We start from the raw sequence: 19,496 nt of genomic DNA, 5'->3' as shown, positions 1-19,496 counted from the left end.
TATATTTTAATAGTTGTCTCCTATTTAAAAGCTGGAATACCAGTTACATCCATTCCGGTTATCAATAAATGAATATCGTGTGTTCCTTCATATGTAATAACACTTTCAAGGTTCATCATATGGCGCATAATCGAATATTCACCCGTAATTCCCATTCCGCCCAACATTTGTCTGGCTTCGCGTGCAATATGAATTGCCATATCGACATTATTACGCTTTGCCATTGAGATCTGAGAAGTTGTTGCTTTTCCTTCGTTTCTTAAAACACCTAAACGCCATGTTAATAATTGCGCTTTTGTAATTTCAGTAATCATTTCAGCCAGTTTCTTTTGTTGCAATTGAGTTCCTCCAATTGGTTTTCCAAATTGAATTCTTTCTTTTGCATAACGCAAAGCAGTATCATAACAATCCATTGCTGCACCAATTGCTCCCCATGCAATTCCGTATCGGGCAGAATCTAAACAGCCAAGCGGCGCACCTAATCCTGATTTGTTAGGCAATAAATTTTCTTTAGGAACTTTAACATTATCAAAAATCAATTCTCCTGTTGATGATGCACGAAGCGACCATTTATTATGAGTTTCCGGAGTTGTAAAACCTTCCATTCCGCGTTCTACAATTAAGCCGTGAATCCTTCCTTCTTCATTTTTTGCCCAAACAACAGCGATATCTGCAAATGGAGCATTCGAAATCCACATTTTTGCACCATTTAAAAGGTAATGATCTCCCATATCTTTAAAATTGGTAATCATGCTTCCCGGATCAGAACCGTGATCAGGTTCTGTTAAACCAAAACAGCCCATAAATTCACCAGTGGCCAATTTTGGTAAATATTTCATTCGTTGTTCTTCGTTTCCATATTTCCAAATTGGATACATTACTAATGAAGATTGAACAGAAGAAGTAGATCGTACACCAGAATCACCGCGTTCAATTTCCTGCATAATTAAACCATACGAAATTTGATCGAGTCCGGCACCACCATATTCTACTGGAATATACGGACCAAAACCACCAATTTCTCCAAGTCCTTTTATGATTTGTTTAGGAAATTCTGCTTTTTGAGCGTACTCTTCTATAATAGGAGAAACTTCTCTTTTAACCCATGCGCGTGCTGATTCGCGAACTAATTTGTGTTCGTCAGTCAGTAAATCGTCAAGGTTGTAATAATCAGGAGCTTGAAATAGGTCTGGTTTCATGTTTAGTTATTTTTACAAAAACAAATTTACGCAATAAAAATATAACAAAACAAAGCTAAATTGTTATATTTTTGAATTGTTAAATAAAAATAAATAAGAATAAGACGAATTATTACTAGTTTATTGGGTTTATATAAACTATTTTTGAGTTCCAAAAAACATATTAAATGAGGCTGATCATCTCTTTTTTACTTTTTCTTGTTCTGAATATTACTTTTGGTCAACAAAAGAAGGAATTGACAGAAGAGGAATATTTACTCTTGAAGGATAAATTCCGGCTGAATGCAAATATAAATGTTGACAGCGCTTTTGTATATGCCAATAAAATGGCACAATCCAATAATAATAAACATTTAGCTTTTGCAAATGGATCATTATCATATCTATTTCAATTAAAAAATAATATCTCAAAATCTAAAGAAAAATATCTTTTAGCTTTTAAGTATATGGATAAGATGCCTGAATCTCCAGATAAAATGCGTCTTAAATCATATTTGTATAATTACGGAGGATTAATAGAATATAAAAGAGGTAATTATAGTAAAGCGCTTGACAATTATCAGCAAGGAATGAAGCTCTCTTTGCAATTAGATGATATTATTCAGATCGTAAAATTTAAAGGCAATATTGCATTTGTTAATGAGGCAGTTGGTAATTACCAATTGGCGATTAAAAATTTACGACAACTTGATATTGTTGTAGATCAAAATGAAAACCTTTATACCAAAGAACAATTTAATACGATAAAAAGTAATAACTACGTTACTTTAGGAGGTTCATATGAGAGCAGTTACATAAAAAATCAAAGTAAAAAGTATTTGTTAGATTCTGCAGCCTACTTTTATAAAAAAACAATTTCGTATTCACAGAATATTCCACTTAATAAAATAGGAGCTAAAATAAGTTTGGGGAATGTTTATTATTTGAAAAGAGATTTTAAAAATGCTGAAAAAACCTATTATGATATTATATTTATCATCAAACAAAATAATCTTAATATAGGAATCACGACTGCAAATTATAATTTAGGTAATTTATATTACGAAACGAAAAAATACGATAAAGCACTCGTGTTTTTAAAAAGAGTAGATTCAATTTCTCTAGCAAATAATTCTAAAGATGAAAATTTTTTAAAGGCAAATTACTATTTAGCTAAAATTTACAATATAAAAAAAGAACCAGAGCTAGCTTACAAACATTCTAAAATTTATTTAGATAACTACGAAAAGTCAGAAGCAAAATTAAGTAATGAAGCATTAGAAGTTAATTTCAAACTGGGAACTGGAGATCTAAGTGATGAAATGGTAAGTATCCAGAAAAAATATGAAAACGAAGTATTATTGAATAAGGCGTTAAAAGTATTTTATGTTTTACTGGTAATTGGAATCGTTTTTCTATTGATAAAAAACATAAGAGATAAAAATAAAGCGCACAAAAAGATGAATGCTTTAATTGAAGAATTTAAAGCGAATTTAGAGAAAAAAGAAACGGAATCTCTTTTAAAAATAGAAGTCCGGGAAACGTTAGATGTAGAAGATGTTCAATTCAAAAAAGAGAATGTCAACTTAAGTATAGATGAAGCTAAAGAGAATAAAATAGTTGAAAAATTATTAGCGCTTGAAAATAAATTAGAATATTTAAATGCTGATTTTACATTACAATATGTTGCTAAAAAAATAAAAACCAATACAACTTATTTATCTTATGTAGTAAATAAGCGATTTGGTAAATCCTTTGGAGAATATTCTAACGAGCTTAAAATTAATTATGTAATTAATGAAATGATTACCAATCATATGTATCGTAAATATTCTACACAGGCGATTGCAGAAAGTGTAGGGTTTAAAAATGCAGTATCTTTTGCAAAATCATTTCGCAAAAGAACCGGAGTATCTCCGGCTCAATTTGCGAGTAATATTTAATTTTAATTAATTTTAAAGATTCATGGAAGGTTACCAGTACCTTTTTCTTTATTTGGATCTATAGTTCCCTCACCGTCGCCGCCTTTAACTATTTTTTGTTGATTGTTAGAAAGTTTTTCTATCCCAAAATCCTCTAATTTTAATTTGTTATCTTTCATAATCTTATTTCTTAATTGTTTTATTTAATTATATTAACCAGGTAAATTTCCGCCACTTCCGCCTCCTTTATTTGGCTCGATAGTATCCTCCGGAGCATCTCCTCCTCGAACTGTTTTTTGTTGATTTTTTGTCAATTTTTCTACTGCAAAATCTTCTAATTTTAATGTCGTACTTGTCATGTTTTTACGTATTACGGTTATTGATATTTCAAAACTAGACAAAAAGGAAAACGCTTAATCGGAAATGGGCTTTTGGAGATTTTTATGAATATAAAATTAGTCTAATTAATTGATATACAGTAATTTATTTGATATATTCAGACTGATATAATTTATAAATTGTATGTAGTATTATTAATAAAAAGTATACTATTAGGCATTTTTTTCAAATAAAAACATCAATATTTGCATTGTCGTTATGATTTAAAAGGCAAAAAAAGATGCTAAAATTAGTACAGAAATTTCTTCAAATTAATAAATACTCGGAAGTTAAAAATGAGTTTAAAGATTTGTTTCTTTCTCATCCAAATTATCCAAGTTTATTTGCGATAACAGATTCGTTGGATTTGTTGTCTGTGGAGAATGCTGCTGTAAGAGTTTCGAAAGAACAGATAGAAAATTTGCCATCTAATTTTTTAGCTTATTTTAAAGATGAACTAACTTTGGTTGAAAGAGCAAAAGACTTTGTTCGAATAGATACTATTAAAAGTGGAATTCAAAAAATATCATACGATACTTTTCTTTTAGACTGGAATGGGGTAATTGTTGCAATTGAACCTAATAATGTTATTGCAAGAGAAAATTTTAGAAATGAATATAAGGACTTAAAGTATTATTTCCCTTTATTGCTTTTAGTAGGCGTGTCATTTTTTTATAATAGCTATAATTTATTTAGTCTTGTATTTTTAACAACTTCAATTTTAGGATTAATTATAAGTGTATTTATTGTTCAGGAAAAACTAGGTTTTAAAACCAATATAATTTCTAAATTTTGCAATCTTACAACAAATACATCTTGCAATTCAGTAATTAATTTTGATGTTACAAATTCAAAATGGATTAATTTTTCAGATTTACCATTAATATTCTTTAGTTCATCTTTTCTGGCAATATTGCTTCGACCTTTAGATTCGGTAATATTTATAGGATTTTTGAGTCTTTTATCTATTCCTATTATTGTAACATCTGTTTGGATACAAAAATTTGAAATTCAAAAATGGTGTGTAATGTGTTTGGCAGTTTCATTTGTAGTTTTAACACAAAGTATTGTTTGGTTTGCGTCAGATTTATTCACTTTAAGTTTCGGTTTAACGAATGTGTTTCCGTTTTTATTTTCACTGATTCTTTTCACCTCAATTTGGCTGGTGGCAAAACCAGTAGTAAAAAACATTTTGAGCGGCGATAATAACTTGAAGGAGCTTAAAAAATTTAAAAGAAACTATACGTTATTAAATTTCTTATCAAAAAAAGTAGTTCATACTGATGGATTTGACGATTTGAGAGGTTTGCACTTTGGTAACAGAAATGCTGGAATTAAACTTTCTATAATTTTAAGTCCAAGTTGTGAACATTGCCACAAAACATTTCAGGAAGCTTTTGATTTAGTTTTAAAATTTCCGGATAAAATATTCCTGAATATATTATTTAATGTTAATCCTGAAAATGTTGAAAATCCCTATAAAATTGTTGTCGAAAGACTTTTAACTATAAACAGATCGACACCGGGAAAAATTGTAGAGGCGATTTCTGACTGGCACATTAAAAGAATTGGCCTAAAAAAATGGCTTAAAAAATGGAATACAGAGCCTGTTAGTATGATGATCAATCAGGAAATACAAAAGCAATACGAGTGGTGTTCTAAAAATAATTTTAATTATACGCCTGTTAAAATCGTAAATGAAAAATTGTTTCCTCACGAATATGAATTAAATGAACTCAAATATTTTTTAAACGATTTTGTTGAAGAGGTTGAGATTTTGGAAGAACAATTTGAAAAGATAGCTTAAAATAAAATTACCCTCACAGTAATTTAAAGACAGAAGCTTCAGATGTCTTAAAATGATTGAAGTAACTAATAAGTGATTTAAATCTAGGAACTTATGCTAAAAAACATTTTAAACCTTGAAGACGCTAAAGAATTAAGTACAAATGAGCAAAAAACAATAACTGGAGGTGATGCTCCTGTTTGTGATGCAGGGTTCTTTGCTAAGAGATGTACAGATTTTGGTACAGTAAAAGCTTATTGGAGCTGTATGCCAAATGGCTACACTGGCAATTGTTAATCATTTATTATAAACAGATCTTCAACTGTTTTAAATTTTATTGAAGAACAAATATTATTAACCCAAACAAAAACAATCATTATGTTAAAAAACATTTTAAAACTTGAAGGAGCTCAAGAGCTTTCTAAAGAAGAAAAAAAAGTTATCAAAGGTGGATTAGCATGTCGTGAGGACGGAACATGTCCAAAAGGATCTATTTGCGAATATGATTCTTGGCGTTGTATAGTAGTATAATAGCCTAGTTTAAGTTTAGAGTTAAAAATAACAGAGAAACTTAAATGATATTTTCTCTGTTGTTTTAGAATAAGCAATTTGATTCTGTTAAAAAATAAGTTTAAATATAAAAATTATGGTAAGAGCAATTTTTAATCTGGATGGAGCTGTAAAGCTTAGTTCGAATGAACAAAAAAGCATTATAGGAGGTGGACCAGTTCAACCTGCAAATTGTAAATGTTTTTGCTACAATTCATCAAACCAAAAAGTAAGTGCTTACTGTTTCTCATATTGTCCTGACGGAACAATTCCAGGATTAGAAGAAGGAAGTACAGGCAACTGTAAATTTCCTCTTGAACCGAATCCTGAATTATAATTTTTTGCAGCCTATTATAAAACATATATGTTAAAGAAAATTTTAAATCTTGAAACTGCTCAAAAAATAACCAAAATTGAGCAAAAAACAATTAAGGGAGGAATTCCTGAATGTTGGGTTTATGCAATCGAGGCAGGATGCATCTTAATATCAATTGGTCAAACGTGTCCTATGGATACTAGAGTTGGTATCTGTGATTCTAATCGTCTTTGTTGCTAGTTTTTCTTAAAACATTTAAAAATAAAACAGTAATACAATAAAGCCTTATTAAAATTTAGTCATGTTTTTTTTAATGTATAGGCGCTCGATCGTGGAACATTGAGCAAATATCCCAACATTGATGATTGGTGTCGGGATTCTCAGGAAAGGTGGTCACTGAGTTGGTTTTAATTGGTTAGGACTAACCAGTGCCATATCCTAGAGAAAAAATTGTATTATTAAATTTTACACTTTTTAGATAATTAACAGAGAGGAATATTTTTCTCTCTGTTTTTTTTTAGGATTATTTATCGGTTAATAATATTAGATAACTTGTGCGTCAGTTATTGATCAAAATTGTCCTTTAGATTCATAGAAAGCTTTAGAATAATTAATTTTTATGTTTTACAATATTTATAAAAGCAACAAGAAAGCTTTGTTATTAATTAGCAAAGCTTTTTTATTTAAAATTTTGATATACAGATGTTTAAGTTAATTGATAAATTGACAAGTTTAATTAAAAATGAAAATCATATTTAAATAAGGATTCTTCTTTTTTTAAGAATTTTTGTATAATATTGCTATAAAATAAACCCATTAAGAATTGAGAAAATTCACCAATTACAAACAAGCAGATTTTAAAGATTGTGGCCCCACATGTTTAAAAATAATAGCTAAGCATTACGGGAAAACAATTAGTATTCAGGAATTGCGAGATACTAGTGAAACAACTCGCGAAGGAAGCAATTTGCTTTTCTTGAGCGATGCTGCCGAGAAAATTGGTTTCAGGACTTTAGGGGTGAAATTGAATGTAAAAAGATTAGAAGAGGCGCCATTACCATGTGTTTTGCATTGGAATCAAAATCACTATGTGGTACTTTATAAAATCAAAAAGGGAATTTATTATATCTCTGATCCTGCTTTTGGTTTAATTGAGTACAATCAAAAAGACTTTATTAAATTTTGGATTGGAAACAATGCAGGAGAATCTACTCAGGAAGGTATTGCATTACTGATTGAAGCAACACCGAAATTTTTTCAAACTGACTTTGATAAAGAAGACAATAAAGGTATAGGATTCGGAATGTTGTCACAATATGTCCTGCGATATAAATCATTTTTGATTCAATTAAGCATAGGATTATTGGCAAGTACATTATTGCAGCTAATTTTCCCATTTTTAACCCAAAGTATCGTTGATGTTGGTATACAAAACCAAAACATACATTTTATTTATCTGATTCTTTTTGCGCAATTATTTCTTTTTGCCGGAAGAACAGGTTTAGAACTTATCAGAAGCTGGATATTACTCCATCTTTCTACCAGAATAAATATCTCTCTGATCTCAGATTTCTTTATTAAATTAATGAATCTGCCTATTTCGTTTTTTGATGTGAGAATGACGGGAGATATCATGCAGCGAATAAACGATCATCGAAGAATAGAACGAATTTTAACCACATCTTCTTTAAATGTTTTATTTTCCGTGATCAACATGATTGTTATGGGAGGCGTTTTGGCATATTTTAACATTCAGATATTTTTAGTGTTTTTTGCCGGAAGTGTACTCTATTTTGGCTGGATTACGCTGTTCTTAAAAAGAAGAGAAGTTCTCGATTACAAACGTTTTGCAGAAGTTTCCCAGGAACAAAGCAAAGTAATGGAACTTATTAACGGAATGCAGGAGATTAAGCTCCATAATGCCGAAAAACAAAAACGCTGGGGCTGGGAATATGTTCAGGCAAGATTGTTTAGAGTTTCAATAAAAGGATTGGTCTTAGAACAAACCCAAACCATTGGCTCTTCTGTAATTAATGAATTAAAAAACATCTTCATCATTTTTCTGTCTGCAAAATTGGTTATCGATGGTTCCATTACACTAGGAATGATGCTGGCAATAAGTTCGATTGTAGGAAGCTTAAACGGACCAATTACACAACTTATTGAGTTTGTGCGAGAACTTCAGGATGCTAAAATATCATTGGCAAGATTATCTGAAATTCATGAAAAAGAAGATGAAACACAGCAAGAAGTGCATCAGACCGGCGATGTTCCGTTTGATGCCGATATCGACATTAAAAATCTGTCTTACCGCTATTTAGGATCTGATATTCCGGTATTAGAAAATTTAAGCCTGATCATTCCGGCCAATAAAGTTACCGCCATAGTAGGCGTTAGCGGAAGCGGAAAAACAACCCTTATGAAATTGCTGCTTAAGTTTTACGAACCTAACAATGGCGAGATTAATATTGGAAATACACAACTGAAAAATATTTCTCAAAAAGCATGGCGATCCAATATTGGAGCCGTAATGCAGGAAGGTTTTATATTTAGCGATACCATTGCAAACAACATCGCAATAGGTGTTGATAAAGTCGATAAAGAAAGGTTGGTCTATGCTGCAGATGTAGCCAATATAAAAGAATACGTAAGTGGTTTGCCGTTGGGATATAACACCAAAATTGGCGCCGAAGGTTTAGGAATGAGCAGCGGACAAAAACAGCGATTACTCATTGCCAGAGCTGTTTATAAAAATCCGGAGATATTATTTTTTGATGAAGCCACATCAGCTTTAGACGCCAATAACGAAAGAGAAATTATGCGAAAACTTGATATTTTCTTTAAAGACAAGACCGTTGTAGTAATCGCACACCGTTTAAGTACAGTTATGAATGCAGACCAGATTGTGGTTCTGGACAAAGGAAAAATCATCGAAATTGGATCCCATTCCGCATTAGTAGAACAAAAAGGAAATTATTTTGAGCTGGTTAGAAATCAATTACAATTAGGAAATTAAGCATGGCTGAAGATAATACTACATTCGAATTAAGAAGTGAAGAAGTTCAGGACATTCTCACCAAAGTACCACACTGGATGATACGCTGGGGAACCGTTTTGATTTTTGTGATCATCTTTATGCTGTTTTTTGTTTCCTGGTTTATTAAATATCCCGATGTCGTTAATACCGAAATTGTTATTACAACGAATATTCCACCGGAAAAGATAGTTTCTAAAACTTCAGGTCGGATTGAAGCCATATTGGTCAAAAACAAATCAATAATAGAAAAAAACACCACATTGGCTATTATAGAAAATACAGCCAATTATAAAGATGTGTTTGCATTAAAAACTATTGTTGAAAGCTATAATATAAATGATTCTAAAAAAGATTTTCCATTTACACTTTTGAAAAACGCACAATTAGGAGAAATAGAAAGTGCCTACGCTGTTTTTCAAAAAGATTATCAGGCGCATGAATTAAATAAAGATTTGCAGCCTTTTGAAGTAGAAAACAGAGCGCAAAGTTCTGAAAATATTCAAATCAAGGAACGATTAGATATTTTGCAACAGCAAAAAGCAATTAACGAAAGCGAATTACAGCTTCAAAAAAATGAAGTTGCCCGTTTTGAAACACTCTTCAATAAAGGAATTGTTTCTACTCAGGAAATGGAAGCTAAAAAACTTACTTATTTGCAGGCACAGAAGAATTATAAGAGCCTTTTATCGTCTATTTCTCAATTAAGGTCATCTTTAATTGATAATACAAAATCCAGTCAGAATTCTCACATAAACAGCACTAAGGAAGAAGTAAACCTGGGCCGTAACATGGCGCAATCATTCTATCAGCTTAAAAAAGTCATAAAAGACTGGGAACTAAACTATACTTTAAAATCATCGGTAAGTGGCGTTGTAACTTTTTTGCAGGTCTGGACAGAAAATCAAACTATAAATTCCGGAGATAATGTGTTTTCGATTATTCCCGATGCTAAAAATGGTTTTATTGGCAAAGTAAAAGCGCCGGCACTAAATTCAGGAAAAATAAAAGTAGGTCAAAAAGTCAATATTAGATTATCAAATTTTCCCGATAGAGAATTTGGTGTTTTATATGGTAAGATTCAGAATATTTCTTTGGTTCCGGATAAAGATGGAAATCTGTTATTGGATGTTGCACTTCCAAACGGATTACAAACATCGTATAAAAAGCAAATTATATTTCAACAGGAAATGAAAGGAAGTGCTGAGATTGTAACCGAAGATTTACGCTTACTCGAAAGAATTTTATATCAGTTCAAAAGCATTTTTGAACAGGTTTAAAATTTTAAGTAAAATTCTTTCGTCAACTCAATATATTCAGGAGTATAAACATGCCTATCAATTTCGATCGTTAATTCATCAATTTCGATTTCAGTATTTTCATTTCGGCTAAAAGCCAATAAACTACGCTTGATTGATGAATTTGGAGTTCCTTTTACACGTGTAATTTTGATTGGATATAATTCGAACTCGTTTGCTAAAACAATAAAGTTTTCTTCTTCTTTATATGGGAGGATTACCGCAAATATTCCGTTTTCAGAAAGAAACAAATCCGCTGCTTCAACTAGTTCTTCAAAAGGCATTGCGTCTTGAAAACGAGCTAAATCGCGTTGTTCATTTTCAGTTTTATAATCTTCAGAGTAAAAAGGAGGATTCGAAACAATCAAATCATATTCATCTTCCGGTTCATCAATAAATTCGTCTAAACCCGCATGAAAACAAAATAAGCGATCGCTCCAAGGTGAGCTTTCAAAATTCCCAACAGCTTGTTCATAAGCATCCTCATCAATTTCAAGAGCGTCAATTTGTTCCGCATGAGTTCGTTGCGCCAGCATCAAAGCTATAATTCCTGTTCCTGCACCAATATCTAAAATACTAAAAGGATTGTGATGAATTGGAGCCCAAGCACCCAATAAAACGCCATCAGTTCCAACTTTCATAGCGGTTTTGTCTTGTTGAACTGAAAATTGCTTGAATGAAAACATAATGATTTTAGAATGATGATTAACGATTGCAGATTTTTGATTTTCCTTGAAGAAATTAATAAATATTAATTGGAATAATCTAAATATCTAATCTTCTAAGAAGTCCAAAAATCTAACTTATAGGTACATTTCAACAAGTCCCTCTGGCAGATTCATAATAACTTTTTTGTTATCACGATCAATTTTTACCAAAAAGTGGTCGATCATCGGAATCAACATTTCGACTTCGCCATTTAAAACTTCAAAAAGTGGTTGTGCAGTAGTATCGTTAACTGCAGCAATTTTTCCGAAAACGCCTAAACGTTGATCTTCAATTTCAAAACCAATAACTTCGTGAAAATAAAATTTATTGCCGGAAAGTTTTGGCAACATGTTTAAAGGAAGATAAATAGCATTGCCCATAATGGCATCTGCATCTTCTTCTGTATTCATATCTTCAAAACGAATTCTTAAAAAATCGTTTTTGTGCAATGAACTTTTTTCAATAAAAAAAGGAACCAAGTGTTTATTGCATTCAATAAACACTGATTCCAGATTTTCGTATAACTCAGGTTCGTCCGTGTCTAAATAAGCCAGAACTTCACCTTTGAAACTAAATTTTTTAGCGATTTTACCTAAATAAAAACATTCTTCTTTACGCATTCTCGCTAGCTAAAATTATGCTTCAGTTGTTTCGTTATTTTCTTCAGCAGCAGGAGCTTCTTCAGTAGCAGCTTCCGCTTCAACTTCAGTAACTTCTTCTTCAACTGCAGGATTTTCAGCAGCGATAGCATCAGCTTCAGCCTGAGCTGCAGCAGCTAAACGTTTAGCATTAACTTCTTGTTCTGCTTTAAAAGCTTTAGCTCTAGCATCAGCTTGCGCTTTTGTTAAACCATCTTTTTTAGCATCAACTTTTCCAGCTTTAGCATCTAACCAAGCAGCTAATTTAGCATCAGCTTGTTCTTGAGTTAAAGCACCTTTACGAATACCTCCATCAAGGTGGTGTTTCAATAAAGCTCCTTTGTAAGAAAGAATTGCTCTTGCAGTATCAGTTGGTTGTGCACCATTGTGCAACCATTTTACCGCACTATCAATGTTTAATTCGATAGTTGCAGGGTTTGTGTTTGGATTGTAAGTACCGATTTTCTCTAAGTATTTACCATCTCTTTTTGAGCGTGCATCCGCAGCTACAACCCAGTAAAAAGGTTTTTGTTTTTTACCGTGTCTTTGTAATCTAATTTTTACTGACATAATCGTATGATTAAATTTTGAGGTACTCGACCTCTGTTAATTAAGGGCGCAAAGATATAATTTTTTTCTGAATTGTACGTTTAAATCGCTATAAATAAACATTGCTGTTTTTTGTTTCAAAATGAGTCCTTTATTATAGCGTAAATTTTATTTATTTCCTTAAATGAGATACTTTTGCCAAAATTTGTTTTAAATACCACAATATGAAAAAATGGATGTCTTTGATTTTGCTGTTTTTTTTAATGTCTTCTTGTACCGAAGATGTAAAATTTAATAATCCCGCGTTTCAAACTTTAAAAGATAATGTTTTTTGGAGAGCTCAAACTTATAAAGCTTATTTGGACGGAGACGGAAAAATCATTGTAGAAGGATATTTGGGATACGAAGTTGTAAAATTGCAAACAGAATCTTCAACTCAAAAAACTTATATTCTTGGTATTGATAATATTTCGAAAGCATTTTATTCTAACGGAAATCAATCAGAACCGGCTGAGTTTTCTACAGGAACAAATACAGGAAATGGGCAAATTGTGATTACAGACTATAATATTGAAAACGGGACTATTTCTGGAACATTTAAGTTTAATGCCGTAAATGTTGATGAAACCAATACTGAAAACGCAAAAGTAAGCTTCACAGAAGGTGTTTTCTATAAAGTTCCTGTTGAATTTAACAATATTGCACATCAATTATAATTTCACCACTTATAAATTAGTTTTGTTAAATTATGTTTTTAAATCAAAATAAAAACATAAATAAACTAATATATAGTAGATTAGAGAAAAATAAGACTACATTTGCTACATTATTATAAATAAGTACATATGAACATTTTTGTTGGAAGCCTTCCATTCAGTATTGAGGAAGCAGATTTAAGAGAGTCTTTCGAGGCTTACGGAGCAGTAGATTCAGTTAAGATCATTACTGATAAATTTACAGGAAGAAGCAAAGGTTTTGGTTTCGTAGAGATGCCAAACGATGCGGAAGCTCAAAAAGCAATTGATGAATTGAACGGAGCTACTGTTCAAGGTCGTGCAATTGTGGTTAATAAATCTGAACCGAAACCAGAAGGCGAAAGAAGAAGCTTCAACAATAACAGTCGCGGTGGAGATTCACGCGGAGGTTATGGTGGAGGAAACAGCCGTGGTGGAAATGACCGTGGTGGTAACAGAGGAGGATATTAATATTTTTTTCTAAATATATAAAAGGGATCAACGCAAGTTGATCCCTTTTTTTATGTATCCAATTTTATTTATTTTTCTGTAGAGATGCACAGCAGTGCATCTAACATAGAGAAAAGACGCACTGCTGTGCGCCTATACATGAAACCTGAAACAAATAAAACTATAGATTAGCAACTAACCAATCTCCAACTTCACTGGTTTTGTAGGCTTTAGATCCTTTTACAGCTAAATCTTCAGTAACAATTCCTTGCTCTAATGATTTGTTTACAACCGCTCTAATTGCTTCGGCTTCGTCTTTTAATCCAAAAGCATCTTCGAACATCATCGCTGCAGATAAAATAGTTGCTAATGGATTAGCAATATTTAATCCGGTTGCTTGTGGGTAAGATCCGTGGATTGGTTCGTATAATGAAGTATGTTCTCCAACAGAAGCAGAAGGCATTAGTCCCATCGAACCAGAAATTACAGAAGCTTCATCCGTTAAAATATCTCCGAATAAATTCTCTGTAATTAATACATCATAAGAATTTGGCCATTGAACTAAACGCATCGCAACAGCATCTACAAATTCGTATGAAACTGTTACTTCAGGATAATCTTTTTCCATTGCCTGAACAGTTTCTCTCCATAAACGTGAAGTTTCCAAAACGTTTGCTTTGTCAACGCAACATAATTTTTTGCTACGAGTCATTGCAAGTTCAAAACCTTTTTTAGCCAAACGTTGTACTTCGGCTCTAGTGTAAACACAATTATCAAAAGCAGTTTCTCCACCGTCTCTTCTACCTTTTTCTCCAAAGTAAATACCACCGGTTAATTCTCTTAAGAAAACTAAATCAGTTCCTTCAATTCTTTCTCTTTTTAAAGGAGAATTATCAATTAAAGAAGGAAAAGTAAAAGTAGGGCGTACGTTTGCAAACAATCCTAATTTTTTACGCATCAACAACAAACCTTGCTCCGGACGAACTGGCGCGCTTGGATCATTATCGTATTTCGGGTGTCCGATTGCTCCAAATAAAACAGCATCAGCTTTCATACAAACTTCATGCGTTTCATCAGGGTAAGGAACTCCAACGGCATCAATTGCAGCAGCACCGGTTAAAGCCGGTGTCCAGGTTATTTCGTGATTGAATTTTTTTGCAATAGCATCAGATACTTTTACAGCTTCATTTATTACTTCTGGTCCGATTCCATCTCCTGCTAAAAGGGCTATGTTAAATTTCATTTTTTTAAGTTTCTAAGGTTCTGAGTTGCTAAGATGCTAAGTTTTTTTCTTAGTAAGTCAAAATCTTTATTTATAATTATTTTTAGAGTTTTTAAGTTTCTAAGGTTCGAGTTGCTGAGATGCTAAGTTTTTTATCTCAGAACCTTAAAATCTTAGCAACTTAGAACCTTACGCAATCACATTCAACATCTTCTGCGTTGCAATAATCGCTGCAACCGTTTGATCTGAATCTAATCCTCTGGTTTTAAATTCTTTTCCGTTATTTACCCATGTGATGATCGTTTCGCACAAGGCATCAGAACTACTTCCCGGTGGAATTCTAACGGCGTAATCAATCAATTTTGGAAGCGTTAGTTTTTTGCTTTTGTAAATTTTCGATAAAGCATTCATAAAAGCATCAAACTGACCGTCGCCCTGAGCGCTTTCTTCGATAATTTCATCGTCAATTTTTAAAAGTAAAGTGGTAGACGGACGCATTCCTTTTGAATGCATTAAGACGTAAGATTCAATTGTAATTTTATCTTCATAAGTATGACTGTCCAAAACATCTGAGATAATATATGGAAGATCTTCCTTTGTAACGGTTTCTTTTTTATCGCCCAATTCGATGATTCTTTGGGTAACCAATTTCAAATCTTCCTGGTTTAATTTTAAACCTAATTCCTGAAGATTTTTCTCAATATTTGCTTTTCCGGAAGTTTTTCCTAATGCATATTTTCGTTTTCTCCCAAAACGTTCCGGAAGTAAATCATTAAAATATAAATTGTTTTTATTGTCTCCATCAGCGTGAATTCCTGCCGTTTGCGTAAAAACATTATCGCCAACAATTGGTTTATTCGCCGGAATTCTATATCCGGTAAAAGTCTCTACTAACTTGCTTACCGTATAAAGAGAAGTTTCTTTTATATTGATGCTAACTTCTGGCATATAATCGTTTATAACAGCAACTGTGCTTTCGAGCGGAGCATTTCCTGCTCGTTCACCCATTCCATTAACGGTTACGTGAAGTCCGTTTATGCCGGCTCTCACCGCTTCCATAACATTGGCAACGCTTAAATCATAATCGTTATGGGCATGAAAATCAAAATGAATATGCGGATATTTTACTCTTATTTTAGAAATAAATTCAAAAGCCTGAGACGGAATTAAAACGCCTAAAGTATCAGGAAGTAAAATTCTTTTGACTGGCTGTGTTGAAAGGAAATCTAGAAATTGAAAAACATAATCAGGAGAATTTCGCATTCCGTTGCTCCAATCTTCCAGGTAAACATTGGTTTCAATATTATTTTCTTTTGCTAAAGCGATGATTTGTGCAATTTCAAAAAAATGTTGTTCCGGTGTTTTTTTTAATTGATGGGTTAAATGATTCATTGAACCTTTGGTCAACAAATTCTGCACTTTTGCACCTGCTTTTTTCATCCATTCTATTGAAACTCCTCCGTCTACAAACGAAAGAACTTCAATTCTGTTAATATATCCTCGTTGTTCAGCCCAAGAAGTAATGCCTTTTACGGCTTGAAATTCGCCTTCACTCACACGAGCAGACGCAATTTCGATTCTATCAATATTTAATTCTTCCAACAATAATTGTGCAATGGTCAGTTTTTCTGCAGCAGAAAAAGATACTCCGGAGGTTTGTTCACCATCACGAAGTGTTGTATCCATTATTTCAATTTTTCTTTTTTCCATATTGATATTCTAATTTCTAACTGTTTGGATATTAATGATATCCTATATTTTAATTTGAACACTGATTTTACGGATTCGCTTTGCGAAGACGCAGATTATCACGGATTTTTACTTTAGCTAAAAGATAATCAGTTGTTTCTGCATTCTATGTTTTCTCATTTAATTTAGAAAAACCCGACAGGTTTCAAAAAATCTGTCGGGTCTAATAGATTGAACAAGATTTTTTTAGTACGGAAGTTTATCGGCGAAAGCCACAATATCTTCTTTAATATTTTGCAAATAATCAATGTCATCAAAGCCATTAATCATATTATTTTTTTTGTATCCGTTAATAGCAAAAGACTCTTGCTGACCAGTTTCCAATAAAGTAATCGTTTGGTTTGGTAAGTTGATTTCTAGTTCTGTTTTAGGATTAGCTTCAATAGCTTTGAAAATAGTTTCAGCAAATTCAGGGCTAATTTGAACTGGCAAAACACCAATATTCAAACAGTTTCCCTTAAAAATATCAGCAAAGAAACTCGAAACTACAGCACGAAATCCGTAATCATAAACTGCCCACGCAGCATGCTCTCTTGAAGATCCCGAACCGAAGTTTTTTCCTCCAACCAAAATTTTTCCACTATAAGTTGAATCGTTTAAAACGAAATCTGCTTTTGGAGTATCATCTCCGTTATATCTCCAGTCTCTAAAAAGATTATCTCCAAAACCTTCACGTTTTGTAGCTTTCAGGAAACGAGCCGGAATAATTTGATCTGTATCTACGTTCTCAATTGGCAGTGGCACTGCACTGCTGGTAAGTATATTAAATTTATCGTATGCCATTTTTTGGAATTTTAGATTTTAGGATTTTAGATTTTAGATTTTCTTTTGAAAACTTAAACCAGAACCTAAAAATGTTTGGTAATTAAATAATGTAAATCAATTTTATTTGAAGAAACTTAGATCAGCAATCTGAAATCTAAAATCTAAAATTAAAATAACTCTCTCGGGTCTGTTAGTTTTCCTGTAACCGCAGCTGCAGCAGCCATAATTGGACTTGCAAGAAGTGTTCTTGAACCAGGACCCTGACGACCTTCAAAGTTTCTGTTTGATGTACTAACAGCATATTTTCCGGCAGGAACTTTATCATCGTTCATTGCCAAACACGCTGAACAACCAGGCTGACGTAATACGAAACCAGCTTCGGTAAGAATATCTAAAATACCTTCTTCTTTAATCTGAGCTTCAACAACGTGAGAACCCGGAACTAACCAAGCGGTAACATTATCTGCTTTTTTTCTTCCTTTTACAATTTCGGCGAAAGCTCTAAAATCTTCAATACGTCCGTTGGTACAGCTTCCTAAGAAAACATAATCAATTGGTTTACCAATCATTACATCATCTTCCTGAAAGCCCATATAAGCTAACGATTTTTTGTATGTTTCCTCTCCGCCTTCCACTTGGTTGGCATTCGGAATATGTTTTGAGATACCAATTCCCATTCCAGGGTTAGTACCATAAGTAATCATTGGTTCAATATCTGATGCATTGATGTTTAATTCAGCATCAAAAATAGCATCAGCATCTGTTTTAAGCGTTTTCCAATATTCAACCGCTTTTGTCCAGGCTTCGCCTTTTGGAGCATATAATCTACCTTCAAGGAAATCAAACGTTTTTTGGTCAGGCGCGATCATTCCACCACGAGCGCCCATTTCAATACTTAAATTACAAACCGTCATACGGCCTTCCATTGTCATATTTTCAAAAACATCTCCGGCGTACTCCACAAAATAACCCGTTCCTCCAGAAGTAGTTAATTGTGCAATAATATAAAGAGCAACGTCTTTTGGACCAACTCCTTTGCTTAATTGACCATTTACATTGATACGCATTTTCTTTGGTTTTGGCTGCATAATACATTGCGTAGAAAGCACCATTTCAACCTCAGAAGTTCCGATACCAAAAGCAATAGCTCCAAAAGCACCGTGAGTAGACGTGTGAGAATCACCACAAACAATAGTAGCACCTGGCAAAGTAATTCCGTTTTCAGGACCAACTACGTGTACAATTCCATTTTTAATGTGACCTAATCCCCAGTGCGAAATACCGTATTCGGCAGCATTATCTTCAAGCGCTTTAAGCTGATTGGCAGATAAAGCATCTTCAACTGGTAAATGTTGGTTTATGGTTGGTGTATTGTGATCTGCAGTTGCAAAAGTACGTTCCGGGTACAAAACCTTAACTTCTCTGGCTTTTAATCCTAAAAAAGCAACAGGACTCGTAACTTCGTGAATGAAATGACGATCAATAAAAAACACATCTGGTCCATCTTCAATTTTACGCACTACATGTGAATCCCATACTTTGTCAAATAATGTCTTACTCATTTTTTATTTTTTTTAATTGTAATTCTGTAACCAAAGCAATTTCCTGCTTATTTATATTAGCAAAACAAAAATAAAAAAAGATACAAAAGCGTCAATTTCAATATTTCATTATATACGATACCCAAACCTAAATACAAATTGAATTTTGCTTTTTACGTATTGGATTTTAATTTAAAAATGAACTGAAAATTGCTTTTGTTTTTCTTTTTGTGTTTAATTTAATTTCAATTGCTTTTATTTTTAATAGTTGGCAAATTTATCTTAAAATTGACACAGAACAGGTGTTTTACTTTGAAAAAATGTAACAAAACGGATATAAATCGTAATAAATCCTAATTTTTTATTATTGTTTGAAGTGTCTCTTCTTTGATTTTTGAAAGGTTCAGGACCGCTTGTGTGTTCGTTATTTAGACTCGATAAACTATCAAAATACTACGACATCCAAGAAGTGAATTTTTATCAATTTTTATGAATTTTAAGAGAAATACTGAGTACTTCATAAGAATGATTTTTTGCTGATTAAAGCGTTTTCTTTCTCCAAAAAAAGCTTAAATTTGAACTTCCTCCATTTTCTATAAAACAAATTTTTATCATCCGTATAATCAAAGATTTATATAGTGAAAACTTGGAATTTGGAACTTTAATTTTTTGTATTTTA

The 19,496-nt window shown here is 32.5% G+C and carries 19 protein-coding genes; 9 read left to right on the top strand and 10 right to left on the bottom strand.

The features are described 5' to 3' along the window. Positions 1-20: 20 nt before the first annotated feature. Entirely contained in the window at positions 21-1,199 is a 1,179-nt protein-coding gene (locus EV143_RS00330) for an acyl-CoA dehydrogenase family protein (RefSeq protein WP_042563298.1), read from the bottom strand. A gap of 167 nt (positions 1,200-1,366) precedes the next feature. Between EV143_RS00330 and EV143_RS00325 the strand changes: the two genes are divergently transcribed. Then, positions 1,367-3,121, top strand: a complete 1,755-nt coding sequence (locus EV143_RS00325) for a helix-turn-helix domain-containing protein (RefSeq protein WP_133505886.1) — start codon at positions 1,367-1,369, stop codon at positions 3,119-3,121. A 20-nt stretch (positions 3,122-3,141) separates the two neighbouring features. Here the strand turns inward: EV143_RS00325 and EV143_RS00320 are convergent, their stop codons facing one another. Together EV143_RS00320 and EV143_RS21635 are read right to left on the bottom strand one after the other, a co-directional pair. After that, positions 3,142-3,279 (bottom strand): rSAM-modified peptide, encoded by a 138-nt coding sequence (locus EV143_RS00320; protein WP_133505884.1) that lies wholly within the window; start codon positions 3,277-3,279, stop codon positions 3,142-3,144. A gap of 33 nt (positions 3,280-3,312) precedes the next feature. Next, entirely contained in the window at positions 3,313-3,459 is a 147-nt protein-coding gene (locus tag EV143_RS21635) for an rSAM-modified peptide (RefSeq protein ID WP_208111241.1), read from the bottom strand. Positions 3,460-3,719: 260 nt separating this feature from the next. On the opposite strand from EV143_RS21635, the gene EV143_RS00310 reads away from it, so the two are divergent. The 6 genes from EV143_RS00310 to EV143_RS00290 all read left to right on the top strand — a co-directional run bounded on the left by EV143_RS00310 (position 3,720) and on the right by EV143_RS00290 (position 10,443). Continuing rightward, a complete protein-coding gene (locus EV143_RS00310; protein ID WP_133505882.1) occupies positions 3,720-5,285 on the top strand; it encodes a vitamin K epoxide reductase family protein in 1,566 nt (521 codons plus the stop codon). A 93-nt stretch (positions 5,286-5,378) separates the two neighbouring features. After that, entirely contained in the window at positions 5,379-5,561 is a 183-nt protein-coding gene (locus EV143_RS00305) for a hypothetical protein (protein WP_133505880.1), read from the top strand. Between the two features lie 81 nt (positions 5,562-5,642). Beyond that, entirely contained in the window at positions 5,643-5,795 is a 153-nt protein-coding gene (locus tag EV143_RS21385; protein WP_166638092.1) for a hypothetical protein, read from the top strand. A gap of 115 nt (positions 5,796-5,910) precedes the next feature. Beyond that, positions 5,911-6,150, top strand: coding sequence for a hypothetical protein (locus EV143_RS00300; protein WP_133505878.1), 240 nt, complete (start codon positions 5,911-5,913; stop codon positions 6,148-6,150). 802 nt (positions 6,151-6,952) lie between these two features. Further along, positions 6,953-9,145: a peptidase domain-containing ABC transporter gene (locus EV143_RS00295; protein ID WP_133505876.1), complete on the top strand. Its 2,193-nt coding sequence runs from the start codon at positions 6,953-6,955 to the stop codon at positions 9,143-9,145. A 2-nt stretch (positions 9,146-9,147) separates the two neighbouring features. After that, a complete protein-coding gene (locus EV143_RS00290) occupies positions 9,148-10,443 on the top strand; it encodes an HlyD family secretion protein (RefSeq protein WP_133505875.1) in 1,296 nt (431 codons plus the stop codon). On the opposite strand, the gene EV143_RS00285 is transcribed toward EV143_RS00290, so the two are convergent. From EV143_RS00285 to EV143_RS00275, 3 genes are all read right to left on the bottom strand, one after another. After that, complete coding sequence (locus EV143_RS00285) at positions 10,440-11,147, bottom strand: tRNA1(Val) (adenine(37)-N6)-methyltransferase (protein WP_133505873.1); 708 nt, start codon at positions 11,145-11,147, stop codon at positions 10,440-10,442. The genes EV143_RS00290 and EV143_RS00285 overlap by 4 nt on opposite strands. A gap of 117 nt (positions 11,148-11,264) precedes the next feature. Further along, positions 11,265-11,789: a ribosome maturation factor RimM gene (gene rimM, locus EV143_RS00280; protein ID WP_007809694.1), complete on the bottom strand. Its 525-nt coding sequence runs from the start codon at positions 11,787-11,789 to the stop codon at positions 11,265-11,267. Positions 11,790-11,804: 15 nt separating this feature from the next. Further along, entirely contained in the window at positions 11,805-12,377 is a 573-nt protein-coding gene (locus EV143_RS00275) for a 30S ribosomal protein S16 (RefSeq protein ID WP_133505871.1), read from the bottom strand. Positions 12,378-12,580: 203 nt separating this feature from the next. Between EV143_RS00275 and EV143_RS00270 the strand changes: the two genes are divergently transcribed. Together EV143_RS00270 and EV143_RS00265 are read left to right on the top strand one after the other, a co-directional pair. Then, positions 12,581-13,072 (top strand): DUF6252 family protein, encoded by a 492-nt coding sequence (locus EV143_RS00270; protein ID WP_133505869.1) that lies wholly within the window; start codon positions 12,581-12,583, stop codon positions 13,070-13,072. A 129-nt stretch (positions 13,073-13,201) separates the two neighbouring features. Next, positions 13,202-13,561: an RNA recognition motif domain-containing protein gene (locus EV143_RS00265; RefSeq protein ID WP_026982652.1), complete on the top strand. Its 360-nt coding sequence runs from the start codon at positions 13,202-13,204 to the stop codon at positions 13,559-13,561. Positions 13,562-13,721: 160 nt separating this feature from the next. On the opposite strand, the gene leuB is transcribed toward EV143_RS00265, so the two are convergent. The 4 genes from leuB to leuC form a co-directional block, all read right to left on the bottom strand. Beyond that, positions 13,722-14,783, bottom strand: coding sequence for a 3-isopropylmalate dehydrogenase (leuB, locus tag EV143_RS00260; RefSeq protein ID WP_133505867.1), 1,062 nt, complete (start codon positions 14,781-14,783; stop codon positions 13,722-13,724). Between the two features lie 168 nt (positions 14,784-14,951). Further along, complete coding sequence (locus EV143_RS00255) at positions 14,952-16,472, bottom strand: alpha-isopropylmalate synthase regulatory domain-containing protein (RefSeq protein WP_133505865.1); 1,521 nt, start codon at positions 16,470-16,472, stop codon at positions 14,952-14,954. Positions 16,473-16,697: 225 nt separating this feature from the next. Further along, positions 16,698-17,294 carry a 3-isopropylmalate dehydratase small subunit gene (gene leuD, locus EV143_RS00250; protein ID WP_133505863.1) on the bottom strand — a complete coding sequence of 199 codons (597 nt, stop codon included), beginning with the start codon at positions 17,292-17,294 and terminating at the stop codon, positions 16,698-16,700. A 149-nt stretch (positions 17,295-17,443) separates the two neighbouring features. Continuing rightward, a complete protein-coding gene (gene leuC, locus EV143_RS00245) occupies positions 17,444-18,838 on the bottom strand; it encodes a 3-isopropylmalate dehydratase large subunit (protein WP_133505862.1) in 1,395 nt (464 codons plus the stop codon). Positions 18,839-19,496 lie beyond the last annotated feature (658 nt).

Source organism: Flavobacterium chryseum, from assembly GCF_004362015.1.
Lineage (GTDB): Bacteria > Bacteroidota > Bacteroidia > Flavobacteriales > Flavobacteriaceae > Flavobacterium.
This window is presented reverse-complemented; position numbering and strand designations above follow the sequence as displayed.